Annotated in this window: 26 protein-coding genes; 18 read left to right on the top strand and 8 right to left on the bottom strand. The window is 39.4% G+C overall.

What is annotated here, in order from left to right; translation table 11 throughout:
* The first annotated feature begins 21 nt into the window (after positions 1-21).
* Genes F777_RS0111740 through F777_RS0111730 form a run of 3 tightly spaced genes read left to right on the top strand, consistent with a single transcriptional unit; the run spans position 22 to position 1,459 of the window.
* Entirely contained in the window at positions 22-417 is a 396-nt protein-coding gene (locus F777_RS0111740) for a hypothetical protein (RefSeq protein ID WP_026752208.1), read from the top strand.
* A 9-nt stretch (positions 418-426) separates the two neighbouring features.
* On the top strand, positions 427-834 hold the full coding sequence (locus F777_RS0111735; protein ID WP_152530910.1) for a hypothetical protein: 408 nt from the start codon (positions 427-429) through the stop codon (positions 832-834).
* Positions 821-1,459 (top strand): SprT-like domain-containing protein, encoded by a 639-nt coding sequence (locus F777_RS0111730; protein WP_026752206.1) that lies wholly within the window; start codon positions 821-823, stop codon positions 1,457-1,459. Before F777_RS0111735 ends, F777_RS0111730 begins: the two co-directional genes overlap by 14 nt.
* Positions 1,460-1,512: 53 nt before the next feature.
* Here F777_RS0111730 and sucC read toward each other — a convergent pair whose 3' ends face one another.
* On the bottom strand, positions 1,513-2,724 hold the full coding sequence (gene sucC / locus F777_RS0111725; protein WP_026752205.1) for an ADP-forming succinate--CoA ligase subunit beta: 1,212 nt from the start codon (positions 2,722-2,724) through the stop codon (positions 1,513-1,515).
* 115 nt (positions 2,725-2,839) lie between these two features.
* Between sucC and F777_RS16650 the strand changes: the two genes are divergently transcribed.
* Positions 2,840-3,412, top strand: coding sequence for a YceI family protein (locus F777_RS16650; protein WP_051408593.1), 573 nt, complete (start codon positions 2,840-2,842; stop codon positions 3,410-3,412).
* Between the two features lie 103 nt (positions 3,413-3,515).
* Here F777_RS16650 and F777_RS0111715 read toward each other — a convergent pair whose 3' ends face one another.
* The 3 genes from F777_RS0111715 to F777_RS0111705 all read right to left on the bottom strand — a co-directional run bounded on the left by F777_RS0111715 (position 3,516) and on the right by F777_RS0111705 (position 6,852).
* Complete coding sequence (locus F777_RS0111715) at positions 3,516-4,025, bottom strand: DinB family protein (RefSeq protein ID WP_026752204.1); 510 nt, start codon at positions 4,023-4,025, stop codon at positions 3,516-3,518.
* 1 nt (position 4,026) lies between these two features.
* Entirely contained in the window at positions 4,027-5,697 is a 1,671-nt protein-coding gene (locus tag F777_RS16645) for a S8 family peptidase (protein ID WP_037369422.1), read from the bottom strand.
* Between the two features lie 117 nt (positions 5,698-5,814).
* Positions 5,815-6,852 (bottom strand): RluA family pseudouridine synthase, encoded by a 1,038-nt coding sequence (locus tag F777_RS0111705; protein WP_026752203.1) that lies wholly within the window; start codon positions 6,850-6,852, stop codon positions 5,815-5,817.
* A gap of 28 nt (positions 6,853-6,880) precedes the next feature.
* Here F777_RS0111705 and lipB point away from each other — a divergent pair, with 28 nt between their 5' ends.
* Complete coding sequence (gene lipB, locus F777_RS0111700) at positions 6,881-7,597, top strand: lipoyl(octanoyl) transferase LipB (protein ID WP_026752202.1); 717 nt, start codon at positions 6,881-6,883, stop codon at positions 7,595-7,597.
* 41 nt (positions 7,598-7,638) lie between these two features.
* Here lipB and F777_RS0111695 read toward each other — a convergent pair whose 3' ends face one another.
* On the bottom strand, positions 7,639-8,034 hold the full coding sequence (locus F777_RS0111695; protein WP_152530909.1) for a hypothetical protein: 396 nt from the start codon (positions 8,032-8,034) through the stop codon (positions 7,639-7,641).
* Between the two features lie 137 nt (positions 8,035-8,171).
* Positions 8,172-9,056 carry a 1-aminocyclopropane-1-carboxylate deaminase/D-cysteine desulfhydrase gene (locus F777_RS0111690; protein WP_026752200.1) on the bottom strand — a complete coding sequence of 295 codons (885 nt, stop codon included), beginning with the start codon at positions 9,054-9,056 and terminating at the stop codon, positions 8,172-8,174.
* A gap of 57 nt (positions 9,057-9,113) precedes the next feature.
* On the opposite strand from F777_RS0111690, the gene F777_RS0111685 reads away from it, so the two are divergent.
* The gene (locus F777_RS0111685) at positions 9,114-10,013 is read left to right on the top strand and encodes a nucleotidyltransferase family protein (protein ID WP_026752199.1); all 900 of its coding nucleotides are present in this window, start codon (positions 9,114-9,116) and stop codon (positions 10,011-10,013) included.
* 177 nt (positions 10,014-10,190) lie between these two features.
* Here the strand turns inward: F777_RS0111685 and F777_RS0111680 are convergent, their stop codons facing one another.
* Positions 10,191-11,297 carry a S1C family serine protease gene (locus tag F777_RS0111680; protein ID WP_037369419.1) on the bottom strand — a complete coding sequence of 369 codons (1,107 nt, stop codon included), beginning with the start codon at positions 11,295-11,297 and terminating at the stop codon, positions 10,191-10,193.
* Between the two features lie 41 nt (positions 11,298-11,338).
* Positions 11,339-11,905, bottom strand: coding sequence for an RNA polymerase sigma factor (locus F777_RS0111675; protein ID WP_026752197.1), 567 nt, complete (start codon positions 11,903-11,905; stop codon positions 11,339-11,341).
* A 164-nt stretch (positions 11,906-12,069) separates the two neighbouring features.
* Here F777_RS0111675 and F777_RS18090 point away from each other — a divergent pair, with 164 nt between their 5' ends.
* The 12 genes from F777_RS18090 (at position 12,070) to F777_RS17405 (ending at position 24,117) form a co-directional block, all read left to right on the top strand.
* On the top strand, positions 12,070-12,228 hold the full coding sequence (locus F777_RS18090) for a hypothetical protein (protein ID WP_173399630.1): 159 nt from the start codon (positions 12,070-12,072) through the stop codon (positions 12,226-12,228).
* Between the two features lie 390 nt (positions 12,229-12,618).
* Positions 12,619-13,491 (top strand): prephenate dehydratase, encoded by an 873-nt coding sequence (locus F777_RS0111660; protein WP_071790322.1) that lies wholly within the window; start codon positions 12,619-12,621, stop codon positions 13,489-13,491.
* Positions 13,492-13,505: 14 nt separating this feature from the next.
* On the top strand, positions 13,506-14,684 hold the full coding sequence (locus F777_RS0111655) for a pyridoxal phosphate-dependent aminotransferase (protein WP_026752193.1): 1,179 nt from the start codon (positions 13,506-13,508) through the stop codon (positions 14,682-14,684).
* A 12-nt stretch (positions 14,685-14,696) separates the two neighbouring features.
* A complete protein-coding gene (locus tag F777_RS0111650) occupies positions 14,697-15,536 on the top strand; it encodes a prephenate dehydrogenase (RefSeq protein ID WP_026752192.1) in 840 nt (279 codons plus the stop codon).
* Between the two features lie 51 nt (positions 15,537-15,587).
* Positions 15,588-17,282 (top strand): DEAD/DEAH box helicase, encoded by a 1,695-nt coding sequence (locus F777_RS0111645; RefSeq protein WP_026752191.1) that lies wholly within the window; start codon positions 15,588-15,590, stop codon positions 17,280-17,282.
* A gap of 23 nt (positions 17,283-17,305) precedes the next feature.
* Positions 17,306-18,391, top strand: a complete 1,086-nt coding sequence (locus tag F777_RS0111640; RefSeq protein ID WP_026752190.1) for a chorismate mutase — start codon at positions 17,306-17,308, stop codon at positions 18,389-18,391.
* Position 18,392: 1 nt separating this feature from the next.
* A complete protein-coding gene (gene aroB, locus F777_RS0111635) occupies positions 18,393-19,412 on the top strand; it encodes a 3-dehydroquinate synthase (RefSeq protein ID WP_026752189.1) in 1,020 nt (339 codons plus the stop codon).
* A gap of 14 nt (positions 19,413-19,426) precedes the next feature.
* Positions 19,427-20,725 (top strand): 3-phosphoshikimate 1-carboxyvinyltransferase, encoded by a 1,299-nt coding sequence (aroA, locus tag F777_RS0111630; RefSeq protein ID WP_026752188.1) that lies wholly within the window; start codon positions 19,427-19,429, stop codon positions 20,723-20,725.
* 19 nt (positions 20,726-20,744) lie between these two features.
* Positions 20,745-21,743 carry a chorismate synthase gene (locus tag F777_RS0111625; RefSeq protein WP_026752187.1) on the top strand — a complete coding sequence of 333 codons (999 nt, stop codon included), beginning with the start codon at positions 20,745-20,747 and terminating at the stop codon, positions 21,741-21,743.
* Positions 21,743-22,048 (top strand): DUF952 domain-containing protein, encoded by a 306-nt coding sequence (locus F777_RS0111620; protein ID WP_026752186.1) that lies wholly within the window; start codon positions 21,743-21,745, stop codon positions 22,046-22,048. The genes F777_RS0111625 and F777_RS0111620 overlap by 1 nt, the downstream gene beginning before the upstream one ends.
* 159 nt (positions 22,049-22,207) lie before the next feature.
* Positions 22,208-22,690: a septal ring lytic transglycosylase RlpA family protein gene (locus F777_RS16640; RefSeq protein WP_051408592.1), complete on the top strand. Its 483-nt coding sequence runs from the start codon at positions 22,208-22,210 to the stop codon at positions 22,688-22,690.
* A gap of 74 nt (positions 22,691-22,764) precedes the next feature.
* The gene (locus tag F777_RS17405) at positions 22,765-24,117 is read left to right on the top strand and encodes an OmpA family protein (RefSeq protein ID WP_051408591.1); all 1,353 of its coding nucleotides are present in this window, start codon (positions 22,765-22,767) and stop codon (positions 24,115-24,117) included.
* The last annotated feature ends 13 nt before the right edge of the window (positions 24,118-24,130 follow it).

The raw sequence follows: 24,130 nt of genomic DNA, 5'->3' as shown, positions 1-24,130 counted from the left end.
CTTTAACCCAGTTTTTACAGAATGGACAAAATAAATAAAGAAAGTACTTTTAAAAGGTTGCGTAATACCTATCGGCTGGTTATCATGAACGATGACACCTATGAAGAAATGATTGCGTTCCGATTATCCAGATTAAGTGTTTACATAGGTTTGAGTACTGTTTTTGTATTGTTAATTGGCCTGACTATAGCATTAATTGCTTTTTCCCCTTTAAAATACTATATCCCTGGTTATGGAACCAAGGAAAGCCGAACGGCTCTGCAACTGTTAAAGATTAGGACAGATTCCCTTGAAAATGAAATAAGATACAAGGAACAATACCTCGAGGGTATTAAGAAAGTATTGGCAGGGGATAAGCCTGCAACTCTGGATACAGTTCCATTGGCGCTGCCAAAAGTAGAAGCTTCAAACGATTAATTTATTGCTATGTCATCAATTTTTATAAAGCCATTCCGACCTGTTCTTTATTTATTTGTTCTTGTGAATCTTTTGTGTTTGTTATTAAGTGTTTTTTTTACAAAACAAGATATTAATCCATGGGTAGTTGCTTCTACTAATTTACTGTTGTTTGGCATCAGTATGTTTAGTTTACAGCAACAATTGAAACAGTCGAAGAATAGCAATCCTCATGCTATGGTAAGAGGAGTAATGAGTACGGTTGTACTTAAGTTGTTTGTCCTGGGATCTGCTGCCATTGTTTATCTTTACAATGCTGGTGAGAATAAAAGTATAAATGCTATTTTTTTAGGAATGGGTTTATACATCATGTATACATGGCTGGAGGTAAAACTATCACTGAAAATTAATCAGTCTGGTAAAGATGGCGGCAACTGAACATCCGCTTAAAGACCTGCAAGCCTTTCTTCCGGAAGGAAGTTTTGATTACGTAGTACAATACCTGTATCAATATAAAGTACATCTGACAGTTGCAAGAAGCCGTAAAACGGTTCTGGGCGATTACCGGCATGCATTCAGAGGGAATAATCATAGAATCAGCGTAAACGGGAACCTGAATAAGTATGAGTTTCTGATTACATTACTGCATGAATTGGCTCATTTGCTAACTTTTGAACAGTACAAGAATACGGTTCCTGCTCATGGTAAAGAGTGGAAACGCCTTTACAGTCAATTGCTTGTTCATTTTGTTCAGCTGAAAGTTTTTCCGGATGATATTGTAAAAGCCTTAGAAAAGTCCATCATTTCTCCTGCGGCTACAGCTAATGGGGAAACAGAATTATTAAAAGTTCTTCGAAAGTATAATCCTCATATTCCTGAGGGGGGTTGTCTGCTATGTGATGTACCTGTTGGAACAGTTTTTAGGATTTCCAATGGAAAAATTTTTCAGAAAGGGGAGCTTCGCCGAAAACGATACGTTTGTGTTGAATTAAAGACAGGGCTTTTATATACGATTAGCGCCATTACAGAAATAAAGCCCATTATGGATAGAAACGGACAATAAAAAAGCCATAGAAGATTACTTCCATGGCTTTGAAATGAGGTATCTAATTTAAATTAAGCTACTGCTTGTTTAACAAGGGCAGCTGCTTCACTTAACTGAATAGCAGATTGTACTTTTAGTCCGCTTTCATCAATTAATTTCTTAGCTTCCACAGCGTTGGTTCCCTGCAGTCTTACAATGATTGGAATATTGATATTCCCTAGTTTGTTATAAGCTTCAATAACCCCAGCTGCAACACGATCACATCTGACAATACCACCGAAGATGTTAATCAGGATCGCTTTTACATTTGGATCCTTCATGATGATTCTGAAACCTGCTTCAACAGTTTGGGCATTGGCTGTACCACCCACATCAAGGAAATTGGCGGGTTCTCCACCGCTTAGTTTAATCATATCCATGGTAGCCATGGCAAGGCCAGCACCATTTACCATACAACCAACGTTTCCGTCTAGTTTTACAAAGTTCAGGTTGTACTGACCTGCTTCAACTTCTGTGGGATCTTCCTCTGTAACATCTCTTAAAGCAGCTACATCCGGATGACGCATTAAAGCGTTATCATCAATATTCATTTTACAGTCAACTGCTATTATCTTTTCATCGCTTGTTTTAAATAGTGGATTTATTTCTAACATGCCACAGTCTAAACCAACATATGCATTGTACAGGTTGGTTACAAACTTTACGCAATTCTTGAAAGCTTCTCCGCTTAAGCCAAGATTGAAGGCTATTTTTCTTGCCTGGAAACCTTGTAAACCGCCTCCTGGGTGAACCCACTCTTTAAAAATCTTTTCAGGAGTATTGTGTGCCACTTCTTCAATATCCATTCCCCCTTCTGTACTGTACATTACCACATTCATGCCTTTTGCACGGTCTAACAGAATAGACAGGTAGAATTCTTTTACCGGATTGGGACCAGGATAATAAACATCCTGAGCAACCAGAATTTTGTTTACTTTCTTACCTGCTTCACCGGTTTGAATGGTAACCAAAGTGCCTCCAAGAATGTTTTTTGCAATATTGGTTACATCTTCTGCGCTTTTTGCAACGGCAACCCCTCTTTGTTCGGTTCCCACAATTTTACCCTTTCCGCGACCGCCCGCATGAATCTGGGCTTTCACAACTGCAAAATTATTGCCTGTCTGGGTTTTTATTTGACGGTAAGCTTCCTCTGCAGCCATCACCGTATCTACTGCAATACCTTCCTGCACTGGAACTTGGTATTTTTTGAGTAATTCTTTTGCCTGGTACTCATGAAGATTCATATGGAACAATTTTTGCGAAGATAAGATAATCCAACATGCAGATTTTAAACCTTTTAAAAAATTTGTTGTTGTAACATTAAATTTCACTATTTTTGAAACATTAAACAAAATCAACATGAAAAAAATTGCATTAGCGCTGTTAGGTACAGCTTTTTTAGCGGGTGTTTATTCATTTACTACAGTGAATAAAACAATGGATGTAGTTACTTACAAAGTGGAAGCTGGTAAAAGCCGAGTTGACTGGGTTGGCTCTAAGAAAAATGATTTTCATACAGGATATTTTACTGTAAAGAGCGGAGCAGTTCAGGTAAACAATGGTAAAGTAACCGGAGGTGAATTTGTTATTGACCTTGCAAACTTAAAAGTTACAGATGCTGCAGGAGCAAAACTGGAAGGTCACTTAAAAGCTGCAGATTTCTTTGAAGTTGCTAAATACGGAGAAGCTGTTTACAAAATTAATAGTGTAACCTATGCTGACGAAAATAACGCAACCATCAATGGAACATTAAATTTAAAAGGAGCAAGCTTACCGGTAAGTTTTAATGCAGTTATCAGAAGTGCTGATGATAAAGGATTGTTTGCAGAAGCGTTCTTCTCTATGGACAGAACTTTATTTGGTATCAACTATGGTATTGGAAATATTGCTAAAGAAGTACAGGTAGCGGTACACTTATTTGCTACCAAATAAGAATGATATTTCTCCCCCCAGAAAAGTGAGAAAGATTATGTGAAAAACCCGGATCAAAATGATCCGGGTTTTGTTTTTATTGGCAGATTTTTTTGCATTAAAACTACAAGTACCTTTCCTCTATTATTTGTTTGTGATGAAGCAAGTGCCCGAATATAATAAAGGCAATTGCGTTTGCAGTTACAGGATGATTGCTCGCATTGCCAATTTGTTTTAATTGGATCTCTTTTAAAGATTTCAGTAATAAATCGGTTGATTTTCTCAACGCCTTAAATTCTTCTTTCAGCTCTATAAACGTTCTATTGTTAGCTTCCGCAGAAACGGCATACTGATTTTCGTCGAAACCAGGCAAAGGAGTTTGGTCGTTTCTTGCAATTCTAAGTAATCGGTATTGCATGATTCTTTCCGTATCAATAATATGTTGTAACATATCTTTCAGTGTCCATTTATCTTCCGCATAACGAAAATCGGCTCTGTCGTCCGGTAAATTCAAAAAGAAATAAGTTAATGGATGCGATAGGGTATTCACCAACTCCTGAACATTGTCCTGCTCAACTTTTTGAATGTAACCGTTGAAATAGGAGGGGTATTCTCCCGATTGAGGTTTGGCCATATTAGTTTTTTGAAGTGTTATTGTTTTTTGCAGGAGCTACAGGTTTAAATTCCAGAGCTGTTTTAACTGCAGTGTAGGCATTTGCAATACCTCCTGTTTTGGATAGGGTTGCGAAAGGCACTTTTTCCTGTTCTGAGCCAGGTTTAATACAAGGAATCTCTGCTTCTGGTTTAAAAACAGATTGCTCTATAATATTTTTGATTTCAACGGAAGTGAAATGAGGAAAATAGGATTTTAAAATAGCCGCAATACCGGTTACAATAGGAGTGGCCATACTAGTACCTTTTTGATTTCCATAGCTGTTTCCGCCCGGCAGGGTAGAATAAATTTTAACCCCAGGGGCAAATAAATCTACTTTTGATTTTCCATAACTGCTGAAGTCGGCTGCTATGCTTGGTCCCATGCTTAAATCGCTGCTGGCTCCAACGGTGATATAGTTTTTTGCAAAAGTTTTCCATGGTGTTAACCATGCATTGGGAAAGTTATCTACTAAATCAAGATTCTCAGCATCATTTCCGGAGGCGTGAATGAGTAAAACATCTTTTTGTTCGGCATATTTTACAGCACTGTCTACCCAGGGTTTTTCCGGAGAGAAGGATTTGCCAAAACTCATGTTAATGATTTTAGCACCATTATCTACTGCATACCGAATAGCCAGCGCCACATCTTTGTCGTATTCATCTCCATCCGGAACTACTCTAAGTGTCATTAATTTAACATGGTCTGCCACTCCATCAATTCCTATATTGTTATTTCTTTTTGCGGCTATAATACCCGATACATGCGTTCCGTGTGTAGGACCAGGGCCCATAACGTCGTTGTTCCCATAATATCGATCATTGAAATCAAAATAATTGTCCCCTACAATTTCTGCTCGGAAATCATGAGGAGCTACTTCTCTTGATTCAAAAGCCGCTTTCTTTCCTTCAATGTATTCATCCAGTTCCTTCAGTGCAAGTGTGTTTTTTTCTTCAGGGTCCATTTGCAACATTTTCATCACTGTCAGGAATCCCAGTTTGGCATCTCTTCCGGTTTTTGTTATAGGCTCAAATTTCTCCAGCATTTCGCAGCTATATTCTTCTACCCCCATTTCATGCCTTATAACCTTATCGTGTCTTTTCAATGCTTTTGCCGTAACTTCTATAAACATAAGCTCGGTCATTTCCTCCTGACTGAAATTGAGTTCATTGGCGGCTTTCAGCCACATTCTATAATTTAATTTTTGCTGTATATCCAATTGAGAACTATCAATGTATTTTCCCAAAAATTGATTTTTCCATCTGTGGTAAACACGTGCTCTTTCATCACCGGCTTTTTTAAGACTGGAACCATTACGGCCGCCTAAAAAATTCCAGCCATATACATCATCAATGTAACCGTTTTTATCGTCATCAATTCCATTTCCTGGAATCTCTTTGGGGTTTTTCCATAAAACATCTTTCAGGTCTTCGTGTGCAGTATCTACCCCAGAATCTAGCACTGCAACAATTACCGGTTGTGCTTTCTTGTTTTTTTGGTGCAATAAATCGTAAGCTTTTTTCAAACTAATTCCGTGTAACTGACTTGTTTCCCAATCCATCAGATGCCATCCCTTGGGGGTATCTGATTGAGCAAAAGTAGAATACGTAAAGCCCATCCCTATTAGAATGGCAAGCACATTTCCGCGAATCATGTAGTGTAAATTTTCTCTCCGTACAAATTTGCGTAATACTACGGATTTTTTTCAGCTTCCTTTTTTATTTATCAATTCATTAAGTGACTGTTCAGTGCAGTGGTTGCTAAGAAAATGTTAAACCTTGCTGTACGACCTCCATTTTTCTATTACCTGCTTCATGTCTTGCGGAATTTCTGATTCAAAGAATATTTCCTTGCCGGTAACAGGGTGTACAAATCCCAATGTAGTTGCATGTAGGGCGCACCTGGGACAAAGGTCAAAACAGTTGTCTACAAATTGTTTGTACCGGGCGTATATGGTTCCTTTTAATATTTTATCCCCTCCATATTCAAAATCATTGAAGAGTGTATGACCAATATGCTTCATGTGCACTCTGATCTGGTGCGTTCTGCCTGTTTCCAGATGACATTCGACCAGTGTTACATAATTAAATCTTTCCAGCACTTTATAATGGGTTATGGCATGTTTTCCGGTTTCTCCATCCGGATAGGCATCAAACATTTTTCGGTGTTGTTTATGCCTTGCAATGTGAGCATTGATGGTTCCTTCTTCGCTTTCCATGTTTCCCCAAACCAATGCGGTATATTTACGCTTAACAGTATGATTGAAAAATTGCTTGGCCAGATTCGCTGCCGCTTCCCCCGTTTTGGCCAACACAATCAAGCCGGTTGTATTCTTATCTATTCTATGAACCAGTCCAAACCTGGGTAAGCTGTCTTCACTGATAGTTGGGTTTTGCTGCCTTAAATAATAAGCAACGCCATTTAATAGGGTTCCACTGAAATTTCCTACTCCAGGGTGAACAACCATATTGGCTGGCTTATTGATTACCATTAGTACCTCGTCTTCATAAACTATATTCAGCGGTATGGGCTCTTCTTTTAGAACAGTATGTTCTGGATTTACCAGGCTCATCAGCACAATTTCATCTCCTGGCTTTATTTTGTAATTGCTTTTAACCGTTTTACCATTTACGGTTAAAAATCCTGCTTCTATCCCTTGTTGTACTTTGTTACGGGTAGATCCTTCCATATGCATCTGTACCCATTTATCTATCCGATAGGGTTCCTGACCTTTATCTACCATAAAGACCTTTCGTTCATACAATGCATCAGACTGCTCTTCTGAAATTAATTCTGTATCTACGTGCATAGGGCAAAATTAGCTTTATTTTTGTGGTATGTTACAAGAAGTCCTTTTTGAAGACCTGGGAGTAAAGTCATATAAAGAAGTCTGGGATAACCAGGAGAAGCTGTTGAAGGCCAATGCTGATATTAAAATGAATTTTAAATTCGGGGAAGCAGCCAATACAAGGCCAGATCAAATACCAACGACTCATCACCTGTTATTCGTTGAACATCCACCGGTTTATACATTGGGTAAGAATGGGAAAGAGGAGCATGTATTGATTTCCGAGGCGGATAGAATTAAGAAAGGGATAGAATATTTTCATATTAACCGTGGAGGCGATATTACATTTCACGGTCCCGGTCAATTGGTGGGATATCCCATTTTAGATCTGGAAAGATTTAAAACAGACCTGGGCTGGTATTTAAGAACCCTGGAGGAAGTTTTTATTAATACCCTGGCCGATTACGGATTAAAGGGAGAAAGAAGTGTAGGGGAAACTGGGGTATGGCTGGACGCTCATGTAAAAGGGAAAGAGCGGAAAATATGTGCCATGGGAATTAAATGCAGCCGATGGATAACGATGCATGGTTTTGCTTTCAATGTAAATACTGATTTAAGTTATTTTGACCATATTGTTCCCTGCGGCATACAGAATAAACAGGTGACTTCTTTGGCGCAGGAATTAGGTAGAGTAGTGGATATGTCAGAAGTTAAATACCGTGTTAAGAAACATTTTGAACAGCTATTCAATTGTAAGTTGACTTAATCTTAGCCTTACCTGGCAAGAAATAAATAAACAGGCTGTATTTATTGTAACAGAAACTTGTTTTTTTCAAGCATAATTCCATCGCAATACAATTCAAACTGGTACCATCCACTATGGTAAAAATTACTTTTTTCCAGAATGATTTGATCTTCCTGGATATTCGTAAGGTTAATCAATAGTTTTAATCCGCTGTAGATAAACAAACTGTACCTTTTATGTTGGGTATTGTTCAGGCTGATAACTAAATTTCCGAAGTTGTTGGTATATACGTATTGAGATGGCGTCCAGCTTTGGGTAATGGTGTCGGTTTGTGCAGGGAAATAGGCGACCGTATTCTTATTTATCCGGCTTAAACTATCTTTTGTAAAATTAAAAATAGAGTCTCTGAATTTCTGGTAATCTTTTTTATTTAGTTCTTTAAAGAGTTTATTATTCAATAAAACTTTTTGTGTGTCAGACTTGGAATTACGCTTTGATCTGCCTCGTTTTTGAGCGGTTGCTGATTGAGTGCACAAAAAAAGGAAAAGAATTAAATACAAGACTTTCATACGTATACAAATATAATTTGAAGTCTTTAGAAGCAAAGGGTGTTTTTAGACAAGCTTCTATTACCCTGTAGTCCTCCGCTATGAATTAACAATACGTTTGCGTTCTCTTCAAAATATCCTTTTTGAATTAAATCCTCCGCAGCATAGAATAACTTGGAAGTGTAAACGATATCCGAAGGGATATGGGTTCTTTGGTGAAAGTCATTCATATAGGCGATTAGCTGTTTGGGGTGCTTGGCATAACCCCCAAAATGATAATCGTGCAGACTTTTAATCTTTTTATGAAGGGCCACCGGTAATAATCCGGCAATACTTTCCTCCAGAGATAAATTGTTTTTTAGCACACTTATGCCAATAATATTTTGATGTTCAGCAGCACTCATAATTAAACCTGCTGCCATTGTGCCCGTTCCGCAGGCGCAAAGAATATGAGTGAACCCACTGCAATCCATCACGGATAAGATGGTAGAAGCTCCTTTAGCCCCCAAAATTCCGTAGCCTCCTTCATCCACCCAGTAAATTTCGTTTGTGTTGGGGAAGGCGGATATAATTTCCTCCCTGACTTTAAACGATTGCCTGGAAACTGGTATGGTTTTCATCCCCCATTCTCTTGCTTCCTGTAAAGTAGGGGAATCATCTGCTTCTCCTCTGATAATGCCAATAGATGACAGTCCGTTCATCCTTGCAGCGGCAGCCAATGCTACAATATGATTAGAATAGGCCCCGCCAAAACTTCCAATCGTTTTGTAGCCCTGTTTTACCGCTTCATCCAGGTAAAACCGAAGCTTAAACCATTTATTTCCACTGATGACAGGGTGAATCAGGTCGGTCCTCAATACAGAAACAGGGATAGTACTACCGTTTATTTTACCCAATCTGTCCAGTGCTATATGATTTATGTCAGGAAACATTCTATAAAGAATTGTTGCAATGTTAATTGTTTTAACTTTGATAGGTAAAATAAAACTATGAAACCTACCCTAGTTATTCTTGCAGCTGGCATGGCCAGTCGCTACGGAAGTATGAAACAAATTCAGTCTTTTGGTCCGGATGGAGAGACGATAATGGATTATTCCATTTACGATGCTATTAAAGCGGGATTCGGAAAAGTTGTTTTTATCATACGAGAAGAGTTTGCAGAACAATTCAAGTCCATATTCGAGCCCAAGCTTGCAGGGAAAATTGCAACCGACTATGTTTACCAGCACCTCGAAGATTATACCAAGGGTTATCCTATTCCGGCAGACAGGGCAAAACCATGGGGAACGGCTCATGCAGTGCTTTGCTGCAAGGGTAAGGTAAATGAGCCATTTGCAGTGATTAATGCAGATGATTACTATGGCCGTGATGCATTTGATAAAGCGGTTGCTTTTTTAAATTCTCAGTGCAATGCATCCACTTTTGCCTTGGTGGGTTATGAATTACAGAAAACACTAAGTGAAAATGGTAGTGTAAGTCGTGGAGTTTGTACAGCAGATGCCAGCCAGAACCTTACAGAAATTAACGAAAGAACAAAAATCTATAGGGAAAACGGTGAAATTGTTTATGAAGACGAGACTGGCAAACATCCGTTGCCAGGAGATAGTCTGGTTAGCATGAATTATTTCTGTTTTTCACCAGATTTTATTGATATGTGTGAAGATATGTTCACGGCGTTTCTGCAGGCAAAAGGTCAGGAGTTAAAGTCAGAATTCTTTATACCCTACGCAGCCAATGAATTTATCCAATCTGGAAAAGGCGTATTAAAAGTTCTTCCAACTTCTGCTCAATGGTTCGGGGTTACTTACAAAGAGGATGCTCCGGGAGTGCAGGCAGCCATTAATGCTTTAGTTGAAGCTAAAGTATATCCGGCTTCTCTTTGGAAATAATTCCTTTCGTTCAGCTTGAAAATCAGCCACTGTCTGTAAATGTGATAAGGCAGTACTAAAGCTAAAATGCATAAAATAAAAATCCCGATCAGAAATGACCGGGATTTTTATTTGTACTACTTTAAATTATTTTGACTCTTTGCTGTACTTAGTGGATGAAATAAAAACCAGTGTTTTTTATTTAGTGTAAGCTTTTACAAAGAATACACAATCTTCAACTTTGGTAATCTGTGTTTTTCTTTCCACTCCTTTCAAGGTAGACTTGGCTGGAATTTTAACCTTTCTGAATGCAGTATCTGATTTTTTCAGGTCTTCTATAATCGAATGGATATTCTTTGATTTAACAGCGAATGCAACTCCGTCCGCCTGTGCCTGTCTGGTACTTAAAACGCCAATTACCTCACCATTCTTATTGAAGACCGGACCTCCAGAATTTCCTGGGTTTGCACTGATTTGAATTTGGTAGGAGAGTGAATCGCCGTTGAAGCCTGTTTTGGCACTCAGATACCCCATTCCATATACAATTTCATTTCTAGGATAGCCCAAGGTAAAAATCTCTTCGCCTAATGAAGAATTGGTTTTCTGAATACTATAAGGAATGGTCTTTACCGCCTCGTATTCTTCATCGTTGATTTTTAAAATAGCCAGGTCCTTATCGTGGTCAATTAAAACAATAGAAGATTTAAACTCAGCCCCCTTACTGTTTACAACAATGGCTCCTGTTCCTTTCAGAATATGGGCATTGGTAACAATATAGCCTTTAGGATCTACAAGAAACCCTGAACCTCCGCTTAAAAGTCTTGCATTGGTAGGGATTTTAGACGTTACTTCATTAATGATATTTCCCTGGGCCTGCTGGTTCTTTTTTACTACTTCCAGGTCTTTACCCAGTTGCTCCAATTTGGGGTCATTCACCGAAGTAGAGAAATACATGGCCAATCCGCTGATGAATAAAGCAATTACTCCTCCTACAGATGCTGCAATGGCTGTTACTCTTTTGTATTTGTTCCAGAACTGAATCACTTTTCCCTTAGAACTCAGGGCTCCACCTTCATTCAGATCGCCTCTTTCAAGTAAGTGCTGGTGAACTTCGTGCAAGGTTTGTTTAATCTGGATATTGGCTGCATAGTCCGCAATCTGGTGCAGGAACATATTGTGCTCAACCACCATCTGATCAATTTCAGGAGTTGTCTTTCTCAGGTTCTCAAAATAGGTGCGCTCTTCGGCACTCATTTCTCCGCTGAGATAACGTTCAATTGCGTCTAGTAATAAAATGTCATCCATCAAGGTTCTGTTCTTTTGTCCGGCAAATTTTGTTTTAGCAATTATTCACCGATATTATATTGTGAAAAGAAAAGTTTCTTCAATCGCATCAGGCATTTGTATTTCTGATTTTTGGCATTATCTGCATTGGTATAGCCAAATTCTGCTGCCAATGCATTCATGTCCATTTTTTTTAGGTAATATCCTTGTAATAAACTTTTACAGGGTTCACCTAAACTATTCAGTGCCCGATCCATGATAGCAAACTCTGCATTTCTCTTTTCATGGTTTTCCAAATCTTCCTCAACTGCTACCGTTTCTTCAAATCCATCTATTGAGCCAGTATACCTTCCCATTTGTTGCAGTCTTTTTAACCAAAGTCTGCGGCAAATAGAATAGAGATAAGTTTTAATCTGACAAGTCAATACAAAAGAATCGGTTTGAGATTTTTCATATAAAGCAATCATTGCTTCCTGAAAAATATCCCTAGCCTCGTCATAGCTCCCATTGTTATTCAGGATAAAAGCCTGAATCATATTAAAATTTTCTTTATATATGATTTCAACAGCCTTTGAATCGTTGTGAGCCAGACCTTTCAGTAATGCTTGTTCGTTCGTATCTCCTTTCACTGTCTGTGTCTTTAATACGTTTGTCTATTAAAAGTAACCCAAAATAGGGCTAAAAATTTTTTTTGAAAAAAAAGGATTTTTAAGGGGTTACCTTTTCTTCATTGCAGTATTAATCAGTAATCATTCAAACTTAAAAAGAAAAAAATGAAAAATTATTATTCGTTTTGGCCTTAGGCGTATTCGCATCTTGCGCTGGAGAAAACAAAGAAGCTGCTGCTGACACTACTGCAACAACTGTAGATACTGCTGCTGCAACTGTAGACACAACTGCTGCAACTGTTGATACAACTGCTGCAACTGTTGATACAACTGCTAAGAAGTAATTGAATCGTCTGTTGGTGAAGAGATCCTGTGTATCTGGCTTGCAGATCAGGAACAACAGACCTAAGAATTTCATATGGCAAGCAATCGTTAGAAGCCGCTCCGTTTCCACGGAGGGGCTTATTTTTTAAGTGTCTTTCAGTCAGAAACTAACTAACCGTAGTTTATTTTTTTTGAAAATCTTTTTTTGCATTCAACTGAATGTTTATATTTGATACATGCAAACGGCATTTAACAACTGGTTTTATTTTTTCTTTTATTTCTACTTTGAAAGAAGGAGCCGGGTCCGTTTTGTTATCGCGTAAAGTTGTAAACTCAAAATATAGGTCCCGGCAGATTGCCGGGATTTTTTTTTCTCTGTACACCATATAATCATTTAAAATTAACACTGAATGCCCAGCTCAAATACAAAATTAAAACCGCAGATGCTTCCCAAAGGAATTTGCATTCAGGGCTATGAAGGAAGTTTCCATCAGGTTGCTGCCAGGCAATTTTTTGGGAAAACAGTGTCTGTGATTCCCTGCGGGTCTTTTCGTGAATTGGTTAAATTGGCTTTGGACAGCAAACAGTCTGATGGTGCAGTTATGGCCATTGAAAATTCAATTGCAGGCAGTATTTTACCCAATTACTCATTATTACATAAAGCAAGCTTAACCATAGTAGGGGAAGTATATTTGTCAATCAGTCAGAATTTGTTGGCTAATAAGGGAGTAGCATTGTCGGACATTAAAGAAGTGCATAGTCATCCAATGGCTTTGTTGCAATGCCTTGATTTTCTGGAGCAGCATCCGTATAAGTTAATTGAAACAGAAGATACTGCTTTGAGTGCTCAATACGTTAAACAACACCACTGTAAACATGTGGCAGCTATTGCCAGTAAATTGGCGGCAGAAATTTATGGGCTTCAGATTCTGGCTCCCGATATTCAGACACAGCGAAATAATATTACCCGGTTTCTGATTTTGAAAAGATCAAAAGAAGCAATGCCGGTTGCAGATGCCAATAAAGCATCTATCTACTTTCAGACGAATCATACCAAAGGGGTTTTGTCCAAAGTTTTAACACAGGTAGCTTCAACAGGAATCAACTTAAGTAAGCTGCAAAGCATGCCTATCCCCGGTAGTCATTTTAAATACGGTTTTTATGCTGATATGGAGTTTGAGCAAATTAAGCAGTTCGAAAAAATGCTATTGAAAATTCAGGATCTAACCAATAATGTAAAAGTGTTTGGTATTTACCGGAAAGGAAAATTAATTAAGGGATAAACCAGAATAATATTATGAAAGGAACTATTGCAAATAGGTTGAATGGAATTGGTGAGTATTATTTCTCTCAAAAGCTGAGAGAAATTGATCAATTAAACAAAGCAGGCAAGCATATAATCAACCTTGGAATCGGAAGTCCTGATTTACCTCCACACCCGAGTGTGATAGAGGCATTACAGGCCAAAGCCCAATTGCCTGATTCGCATGCTTATCAGTCGTACAAAGGACAACCAGTTTTAAGAAATGCCATTGCCGACTGGTATAAAAACTGGTACCGGGTAGAATTGAATCCAGACACGGAGATTCTTCCTTTACTGGGAAGTAAAGAAGGAATTATGCATATCTGTATGACCTATTTGGGGGAAGGGGATGAAGCATTGGTTCCCAACCCGGGGTACCCAACCTATACCAGTGCGGTAAAACTATCGGGCGCAACCCCTGTTTATTATGAGTTGAAGGAAAGCAGTCATTGGGTCCCCGACTTCGCAGAATTGGAAAAAACTGATCTGAGTAAGGTTAAAATCATGTGGGTGAACTACCCCCATATGCCAACTGGTCAACAGGCAACAGAAAAATTGTTCCGGGAAATCGTTGATTTTGGAAAGCGAAATCAAATTCTGATATGCCATGATAATCCTTATAGTTTCATACTGAACGATAAGCCGCTTAGTATTTTACAGGTTCCCGGTGCATTGGAAATTGCGCTGGAACTTAATTCATTAAGCAAAAGTCAGAATATGGCGGGCTGGAGAGTAGGTATGTTATGTGGTGCGTCGGAGAGAATTAATGAAGTGCTCACTTTCAAGAGCAATATGGACAGTGGCATGTTTCTTCCTGTGCAATATGCAGCTGCTAAGGCGTTGGCATTGGGTAAAGAATGGTATGATGCAATCAATGGCATTTATGCTGAAAGAAGAAAAAAAGTTTTTGAATTACTGGATCTTTTAGGTTGTACCTACCACAAAGATCAGGTGGGTATGTTTGTGTGGGCTAGCATACCTGAAGACATAAAAGATGGTTACGAATTAAGCGATAAAGTGCTGTACGATAAAAATGTATTTATAACACCCGGAGGAATCTTTGGTACCGCGGGTAATCGATTTGTTCGGGTGAGTCTGTGTGGGTCGGTTGAAAAATTTGATCAGGCCATACAGCGAATCATCGGAAATAGGAAAGATGAACAAACAAAATAAGAAAGAAATAAGATGGTTGTAACAATAATTGGGTTGGGGTTAATCGGTGGATCCATGTCACTGGCTTTGAAGGATAGGGGATTTGCTACCAGAGTGATTGGAGTAGAATCTAATCCGGAACACGCTGCAAGAGCTGTTGAGTTGGGGCTGGCTGATATTTGTATGTCATTGGAAGATGCTGTTGCAGCATCGGACCTGGTAATTTTAGCAACACCTATTAACGCAACAGAGATAATTTTGCCTCTATTATTAGATCAGGTAGATAAGCAGGTTGTTTTTGATGTGGGATCCACTAAGTTGGCGCTATGCCGGCTGGTTGCCCAACACTCCAAAAGGGGAAGATTCGTGGCAACGCATCCCATGTGGGGAACTGAAAACAGTGGACCTGATGCAGCTGTAAAGCATGCTTTTAAGCAGAAAGCTACTGTAATTTGTAATGCGGATGAATCGGATGATGATGCACTTAACCTGGTAAAAGACATATATGCTTTGTTGGAAATGCATCTGGTTTATATGGAAGCGGATGCACATGATATGCACGTTGCCTATATCAGTCACATTTCGCATATCACTTCATTTGCACTGGCCAATACGGTACTGGAAAAGGAAAGAGAGGAAGATGCCATATTTGAGTTGGCAAGTGGTGGATTTGAGAGTACAGTTAGACTGGCAAAGAGCAATGCAGCAATGTGGGTGCCCATTTTTATGCAAAATCGGGACAATGTACTGGATGTGTTGAATGAGCACATCAGTCAGTTAAGAAAATTCAAGTCCTGTCTGGAAAAAGAGAATTATGATTATTTGCAGGAATTGATTGAAAATGCCAATGGAATAAGGAGAATACTTAAGTAAAACACCGCAAAGCCCTATATATAGAGTACCTTTGCACAAATTTTAGATTACATGATTACATTTGAAGGGTTGGGAATTGACGAGCGTTTAATTCGAGCAACCACAGAGTTGGGGTATGTGAACCCAACTGCAATTCAGGAACAGGCGATCCCGGTTTTATTAAGCGGGACTACTGATTTTATCGGTTTGGCGCAAACCGGCACGGGGAAAACAGCCGCATTTGGTCTCCCTTTGTTACACATTATAGACGCAGCAGCAAAATATCCACAGGCATTGGTAGTATGTCCTACCAGAGAGTTATGCCTTCAGATTGTGAAGGAAATTGAGTTGTTCAAGAAATATATGACCGGGGTTTCGGTTGTAGCAGTATATGGAGGTGCTTCCATCGGCTTACAAATCCGTGATTTGAAAAAGGGGGTACAGATTGTTGTAGCTACTCCCGGAAGACTGATTGATCTGATTGAGCGAAAAGCCATTAACCTTGAGCAAATTAGCTATGTTGTATTAGACGAAGCTGATGAAATGCTGAACATGGGTTTTCAGGAAGATATTGAGTTTATTCTTAAGAATACACCCAAGCGTAACAGTACCTGGTTATTCAGTGCTACCATGCCGCCTGAAATCAGAAAAGTTAGCAAGCGTTACATGAATGATCCCAAGGAAGTAACCGTGGGCAAAGTGAATACTGCCAATAAAAGTATTGATCACCAATATTATGTAACTACTGCGCATCATCGCTATGAAACACTGAAGCGTATTATTGATTTTAATCCTGGTATTTACGGTATCATATTTACCCGAACCAAAGTTGATGCACAGGAAATATCTGAACGATTAACCAGAGAAGGATACGATATTGATGCCTTGCATGGTGACCTTACTCAGGGGCAAAGAGACAAAGTAATGGGCCAGTTCAGAGATAAAAGTCTGCAGTTATTAATTGCAACCGATGTGGCAGCACGGGGTATTGATGTACAGGGGATTACCCATGTAATCAATTTTGAATTGCCGGATGATGTGGAAGTGTATACACACAGAAGCGGAAGAACCGGAAGAGCAGGACATCATGGAATTTGTATTTCAATAGTTCATGCTAAAGAAACGTATAAGTTGAAGCAAATTGAGAGAATCAATAATTGTAAATTTAGCAAACTGGATATTCCATCTGGTAAAGATGTTTGCAGAAAGCAGTTCTTCTTCTTTATGGACAAATTGTTGTCGGCAGATATCAGCCATGGTGACTACGAAACCTATGTACCCATGTTGGCTGAAAAGTTTGCAGAAGTAAGCAAGGAAGATGTGTTGAAAAGAGTGGCTGCAATGGAATTCGATCGTTTCCTTAAATACTATGAAAATTCTGAAGATCTGAATGTGCGGGAAAGAGATCGTTCTGCAAAACGTGATGCCAATGATCGTGGTGAAAACAGAGCTAGCAGAAGAGAAGGGTTAAGAGATACTGGTCGAGGCGATGGTCGCAAAGAATATAAAGCAGGCGGAGGTTACAGCAGATTGTTTGTGAATCTCGGAACCAAAGATGGATTTTATAAAGCCAGCTTCCTGCAGTTTATTTTAGATATGAGCGATTTGAAAAAAGACGTGTTGGGAAGAATTGATATGAAAGACATGAACAGCTGGATTGAAATTGAGAAATCTGCTGCTCAGCAAATGATACGTTCACTCGATGGTAAAAAATACAAAGGCAGAAGTATCCGTATGAATGATGCGGACAGCGGAGGCCGCAGATAATATTTCTAAACTGATTTTTGATTATGGAACAGACATTACAACAGGAAGCCAGTATTCAGACTGTTTTAGCGAAGCGCCCTTTAATTATTTCAGGACCTTGCAGTGCCGAGACAGAAGAGCAAGTGCTGGCTACTGCCACCCGATTGGCAGCTACCGGTAAAGTAGATATTTTAAGAGCAGGTATCTGGAAACCAAGAACCCGTCCTGGAAGTTTTGAGGGGGTGGGAACCAAGGGATTGCCTTGGTTGCAAAAAGCAAAAGAGTTAACTGGCTTACCAGTTGCTGTTGAAGTTGCAACGGGTAAACAGGTTGAAGATGCTTTACATTTTGGGGTTGATGTATTATGGATCGGCGCAAGAACAACAGTTAATCCATTCAGTGTGCAGGATGTAGCTGATGCATTGAAGGGAGTGGATGTGCCAGTCTTGATAAAGAATCCAATTAATCCGGATTTGGAATTGTGGATTGGGGCAGCTGAAAGAGTTTCAAAAGCCGGAATTGAAAAAATTGGATTGATTCACAGAGGATTTAGTTCTTATGGCAATACAGAATACCGCAATGCCCCCATGTGGCATTTGGCCATTGAAATGAAAAGACGTTTCCCTGAAATGTTGATGATCAATGACCCCTCTCATATTTGTGGTCGTCGTGATATTTTACAGGAAGTGGCACAGAAAGCCATTGACCTTGACTTTGATGGATTGATTGTTGAGAGTCATATTGATCCGGATAATGCATGGAGCGATGCAAAGCAGCAAATTACACCTGAGGTTTTAAGTCAGATGATTGATCAGATGATCTGGAGAAAAGAAGACATCATTTCAGAAGAGCTGCATGTTCAGATGGATAAGATGAGAGCCCAGATAAACCAGTTGGATGATGAGCTATTACAACTGTTGGGACAAAGAATGAAAGTTGCAGATAAAATTGGTCAGTATAAAAAGGACAATAATATTACTATTTTACAGACCAATCGCTGGAATGCCATTCTGGAAAGGGCATTCGTAAAGGGTGCTCAGCTGGGTTTAAGTCAGGAATTTATTACAAAGTATTTTGATGCCGTACATATGGAAAGTATCAATCACCAGAATAAAATCATGAATTCCTGATATGCAAAAGAAGCGGGTGTTTTTTTCCGGAACTCAGACCGATTTTTATTTTGGTGCATCTTTTGATTTGCTCGATAAAATTGTATCCAGGGAAAAGGCGGTTGTTATAACAGATGAAAATATATTAAAAGCACATCAGCGAAAACTGAAGGGCTATAATACCATCGTACTAAAACCCGGCGAACAATACAAAGTTCAGCAAACAGTGGACATGATTATTGATCAGCTGATTGCAATGGGTGCCAATCGTCAGACAATATTAATAGGATTTGGGGGAGGTGTTATTACTGATATAACCGGATATGTGGCTGGGATATTTATGCGTGGCGTAAAAGTCGGTTATATCCCCAGCACATTGCTGGCAATGGTAGACGCAGCCATTGGAGGAAAGAATGGAATTGATGTAGGAGTATATAAAAATATGGTGGGCCTGATTCGTCAGCCTTCCTTTTTAATTTACGATTACAGCGTATTAAAAACCCTGCCCTTAAAAGAATGGCAGAATGGATTTGCTGAAATCATAAAGCATGCCTGTATTAAGGATGCTAAAATGTTTGCGGAACTTTCACAGCAAAGCATACCCAAATACAAAAAGCAGCCCGACTTACTTGCAGATTTAATAAAGCGCAATGCGAATATTAAGATAAAAGTGGTTCAGCAGGATGAGTTTGAAGCAGGGGAGAGGAAACTGTTGAATTTTGGCCATACCCTCGGACATGCCATTGAAAATATGTATGAGCTTAGTCATGGCGAAGCAATCAGTATTGGAATGACCTATGCTACTCTGATGTCTCAACATTTGCTGATGCTTAAATCTGGTGAAGAGATTATACGCTTGCTGCAACGTTATGGCTTGCCAACAGTTGCAAGCTTTGATGCTGACAAAGCATTTAAAATTATGCTGAAGGATAAAAAAAGAGCTGATGATGTGGTTCAGTATATTCTTATCAGGAAAATCGGCAAAGGGGTTGTGCAGCCTATTCATATAGAGCAGCTGAAAACTATTTTTAAACAATTTTAATGTGAAAGGGGAAGATGATTGTAAGGATTCATCCATCTGCTGTTCAGGGAAATATACAGGCGAATGCAAGTAAAAGTTGTATGCAGCGTGCCTGTGCGGCAGCTTTGTTGCATATTGGTAAAACACGGATTATTAATCCGGGAAATAGTTTTGATGATCAGGCTGCCATTGATATCATTCAGAAATTGGGTGCAAAAGTAAGCGCGCTCGAAGATGGATCTTTGCAGGTAATTTCTAATGGTGTAGCTCCTTTATCTAATGCCATTCATTGCGGAGAGAGTGGTTTGAGCATACGCATGTTTACGCCCATTGCTGCGCTGTGTGAGCAACAACTTACCATAAATGGTTCAGGTAGTTTATTGAAGCGCCCCATGCATTTTTTTGATGAAGTAATGCCCAAACTTTCAGTAGACACAAAATCAAAAGATGGGTATCTGCCTTTGCAAATAAATGGCCCATTGCAACCAGCCAATATTACTATTGATGGCTCATTGAGCTCCCAGTTTTTAACCGGATTGTTAATGGCATTTGCAGCAACTAACGCAAAGGATATCAGCATTACTGTAGTGGATTTAAAAAGTAAGCCCTATATAGATTTAACGCTGGAAGTATTGGAATCATTTGGGGTTAAGATTGTCAATCATCAATATGAGCGGTTTGAATTTACTGGCAATGGATTTAGTAAAAATGAGCAAGAGATAAACTACACCGTGGAAGGCGACTGGAGCGGAGCTGCATTTTTACTGGTTGCCGGAGCTATAGCCGGAAGTATTACTGTTAAGGGGCTGAATGTTTTTTCTTCCCAGGCCGATAAAAAAATTTTACAAGCGCTTTCCGATGCAGGGGCCGGTTTATCCATACAAGAAAAGCAAATTGAAGTAAGGCCCTTACCTATGAAAGCTTTTCATTTTAACGCAACGGATTGTCCTGATTTATTTCCTCCGTTGGTGGCACTGGCTGCTTATTGTGAAGGCACTACCGTTATTGAAGGGGTAAGTCGTTTGCAGCACAAAGAAAGCAATAGGGCTATCAGCCTACAGGCTGAATTTGCCAAGCTTGGAGTAGAAGTTCAGTTGCAGGGCGATTTAATGATTGTAAAAGGGATGAGTGAAGGAAATCAGCTGCGACCATTAAAGACTGCTTCTGTTCATTCTCATCATGATCATCGGATTGCCATGGCCACAGCAGTTGCTGCGCTCAAAGCAACCGGACCTGTTGAAATTGAAGCCGCTGATGCAATCAATAAATCTTATCCTGATTTTTTCATGCACTTGCAACAATTAGGTGTAGATTTAAGTATAACCAATAACTAAATTTTAAACAGTAAGAATCGTGAACGCATTTGGCAGAGTCTTTAGGATGCAGATTTTCGGGGAATCTCATGGGGCTTCCGTGGGATTGGTCATTGACGGATGTCCGGCTGGTTTACCCTTATCTCAGGAAGATTTTCTAAAAGACATTGAGCGAAGAAAAGGAGGAATTCAGAAAGGAACTACACCAAGGAAAGAAGACGACCTGCCTATTTTTAAATCCGGCATTTTTAATGGAAAAACAACCGGAGCGCCCATTGCCATTTTTTTTGAAAATAACAATACCAAGAGCCAGGATTATGAAAAGCATCGTGCTGTTCCCCGACCTGGTCATGCAGATTTTACAGCGCATCATAAATATGGCGGCCATGAAGATTTCAGAGGGGGTGGGCATTTCAGTGGCCGTTTAACCGTTTGCCTGGTGGCTGCAGGGGTAATTGCTAAAAAATTATTGAGTCAGCATCAAATACAGGTGCAGGCAAATATAGAAAGCATAGCGGGGGAACCCGATATTGAAGCTGGTTTGCAAAAAGCAATTGCGGCAAAAGACAGTGTTGGAGGGATTGTATCCTGCCGAACTTCAGGACTGCCAATCGGATTGGGAGAGCATTTCTTTGATTCAGTGGAGTCTTTAATCAGCCATGCTGTGTTTGCCATTCCTGCAGTGAAGGGTATTGAATTTGGCGCTGGTTTTGCCGCTGCTACCATGTTTGGAACCGAGCACAATGATGCCATAATGGATGCTACTGGCAAAACAAAGACCAATCATTCCGGAGGGGTAGTAGGGGGTATAACCAATGGGAATGATTTATTTTACAGAATAGTGGTAAAGCCTACTTCATCCACGCCCAAGGAACAATCCTCGCTTAATTGGGAAACCAATGAAGTGGAAAAATTTTCAATAAAGGGGAGGCATGATTTGTGTATTGCGCTAAGAGTGCCGGTTGTATTGGAAGCGGTTACAGCCATGGTACTGACCGATTTAATGCTTTTAGAACAAAAAATGAAAAGAACTATCTAATGAACGGAGAACTTATCTATCATATTACTACCCAAACTCAATGGGAAGAAGCACAAAGCAAAGGATTTTATGAAGCAGATACACTTGCTTCCGAAGGGTTTATGCATTGCAGCACCGAAGATCAGGTTCCGGGCGTATTGTCCCGTTACTATCAGGGAAGGACGGGACTGGTAAAATTAACCATTCAGAAAGACAAGGTGGAAAGACCCCTGATTTTTGAATTGGCGGGTTCCATTGATGAATTATTCCCCCATATCCATGGCCAGTTAAATTTGGATGCAGTAGTAGCTGTTACGCCTGTATAATTATATTTTGTTGAAAATCAGCTAATTATATTTTGTATAATTGATTTCTTTTATTTGAATAGGTCTTCGGCACATTATTTGGCAATAGAGGCTGCAAAAGCAGCTTACGGTAAAATTGCTTACCTTATAGTTGCGCAATTGTTCATGTAAACCCAATGAATGCGTCAATTTTTTCTCATAGGCTTAATTTTTGGATTTTTCGGTCCACTGAATGCACAGACTGTGCAAGACAGTGTATTCTTTAATCCCCCTCTGCCAGACAGCCTGCTCTGGGCTGTGGACAGTACCCTAAAAGCCAATGCTAATTTGGTTTATACCGGAAAAATGATTACCGGGAAAGCCAGCTATTACAGTACCCGTTTTGATGGAATCAAAACCGCCACAGGAGAAAGATTTAGTAGTAAGTCCTTTACAGGAGCGAGCAATAATCTGCCTTTGGGCACCTGGGTTAAAGTAACCAATTTGCACAATGGAAAATCGGTAGTGGTCCGAATAAATGATAAAATGCACCCTAAAATGAAGAAAAAGGGAAGGGTTATTGATGTTTCTCGCATTGCTGCTCAAAAATTGGAATTTTTACACAGGGGTATCACTAAGGTAAAGCTTGAAGTAATTGAGCCGCCGGTTCCTAAAAATAATTAAAAGATAAACCAAGCTTAATTTTAGAAAACCAATTTCTGCTTGTATTTTTGCGATAAATTAACAAAAACCTGTTTATGAAGAAATTTCTATTTTCTTTGATAGCTGTTGGTTTGGCAACTGCATCTTTTGCTCAAACACCTGTTAGCTATAAGAAAAGACCTAGCTTAGGAGTAGGTGTTTTCTTAAATGATATGTACACCGCTGACAAAATTAGCAGAACCTCTCTTTCAAGAGTAATGCAGAGTGGAGGTTTTACTCCCATTAAAGAAATGTCAATGGGCTTGAATGTTCAATACTTTGAAGGTATTTCTGAACACGTAGATTTTATGGCAGGATTGTACGGAAGTTTTTCCAAATATCCTTTCTACTTTAGATCTGGTGTTCCTCAATCAGTAAGATCATTGTTCCTTTTGGAAGCTGATGCGAATGTGAACGTTAAAATGTTGTCTGACAAATACACTATTGTTCCTTACATGACATTTGGGGTAGGTGCTTCAATGTATAATGGAACTTATTTTGCTGCACAAGGAAATACAGGTTTAGGTTTGCAAGTTAATCTTGGAAATGAAACTTTCTTAAATACACAATTATTGTATCGCCCTGCAATCTCAGGATTAGCAGTAAATCATACAGCGTATTCAATGGGCGTTGCTTCACCCATCGGTGACAAGCCAGCTCCTGTAAAAGTAGCTCCTCCACCTCCACCACCAGCTGCTCCTCCAGCCCCGGTTGATACCGATAAGGATGGCATTAACGACAAGGACGATAAATGTCCTACTGTTGCAGGTGTTGCGAAGTACAATGGTTGTCCTGTTCCTGATACCGATAAAGATGGTATTAATGATGAGAACGATAAGTGTCCTACTGTTGCGGGTGTTGCCAAATATAATGGTTGCCCAATACCTGATACCGATAAAGACGGTGTTAATGATGAAGAAGATAAGTGTCCTTCTGTTCCAGGTTTAGCTCGTTATCAGGGTTGTCCTATTCCGGATACTGATGGTGATGGTGTTAACGACGAAGAAGATAAGTGTCCTACCATTAAGGGAACTCGTGAGAACAACGGTTGTCCTGAATTAAAAGCTACTTACAACTTCGATAATAAGAAAGTACAATTCTTAACTGGTTCTGCGGTATTAACCAAAGTTTCTAAAGTTGAATTGAATAAGGTAGTAAAAGCCTTGAATGAAAACCCAACCTTAAAGTTATTAGTAGAAGGTCATACTGATGCTACTGGTAGCGATAAGATTAATCAGCCACTTTCATTAAAGCGTGCGAATGCTGTGAAAGCTTACTTAGTAGCTCAAAAAATTGATGCTGCAAGATTAACTGCTGAAGGTTTCGGAAGCAGTCAGCCAATTGCTGATAACAAAACTGCAAAAGGTAAGGCAATGAACAGAAGAGTAGACTTTAAAGTACAGGAGTAATTTAATCCTGATA

It is taken from the genome of Sediminibacterium sp. C3, assembly GCF_000508085.1.
In the GTDB taxonomy this organism is placed as follows: domain Bacteria; phylum Bacteroidota; class Bacteroidia; order Chitinophagales; family Chitinophagaceae; genus Sediminibacterium.
This window is presented reverse-complemented; position numbering and strand designations above follow the sequence as displayed.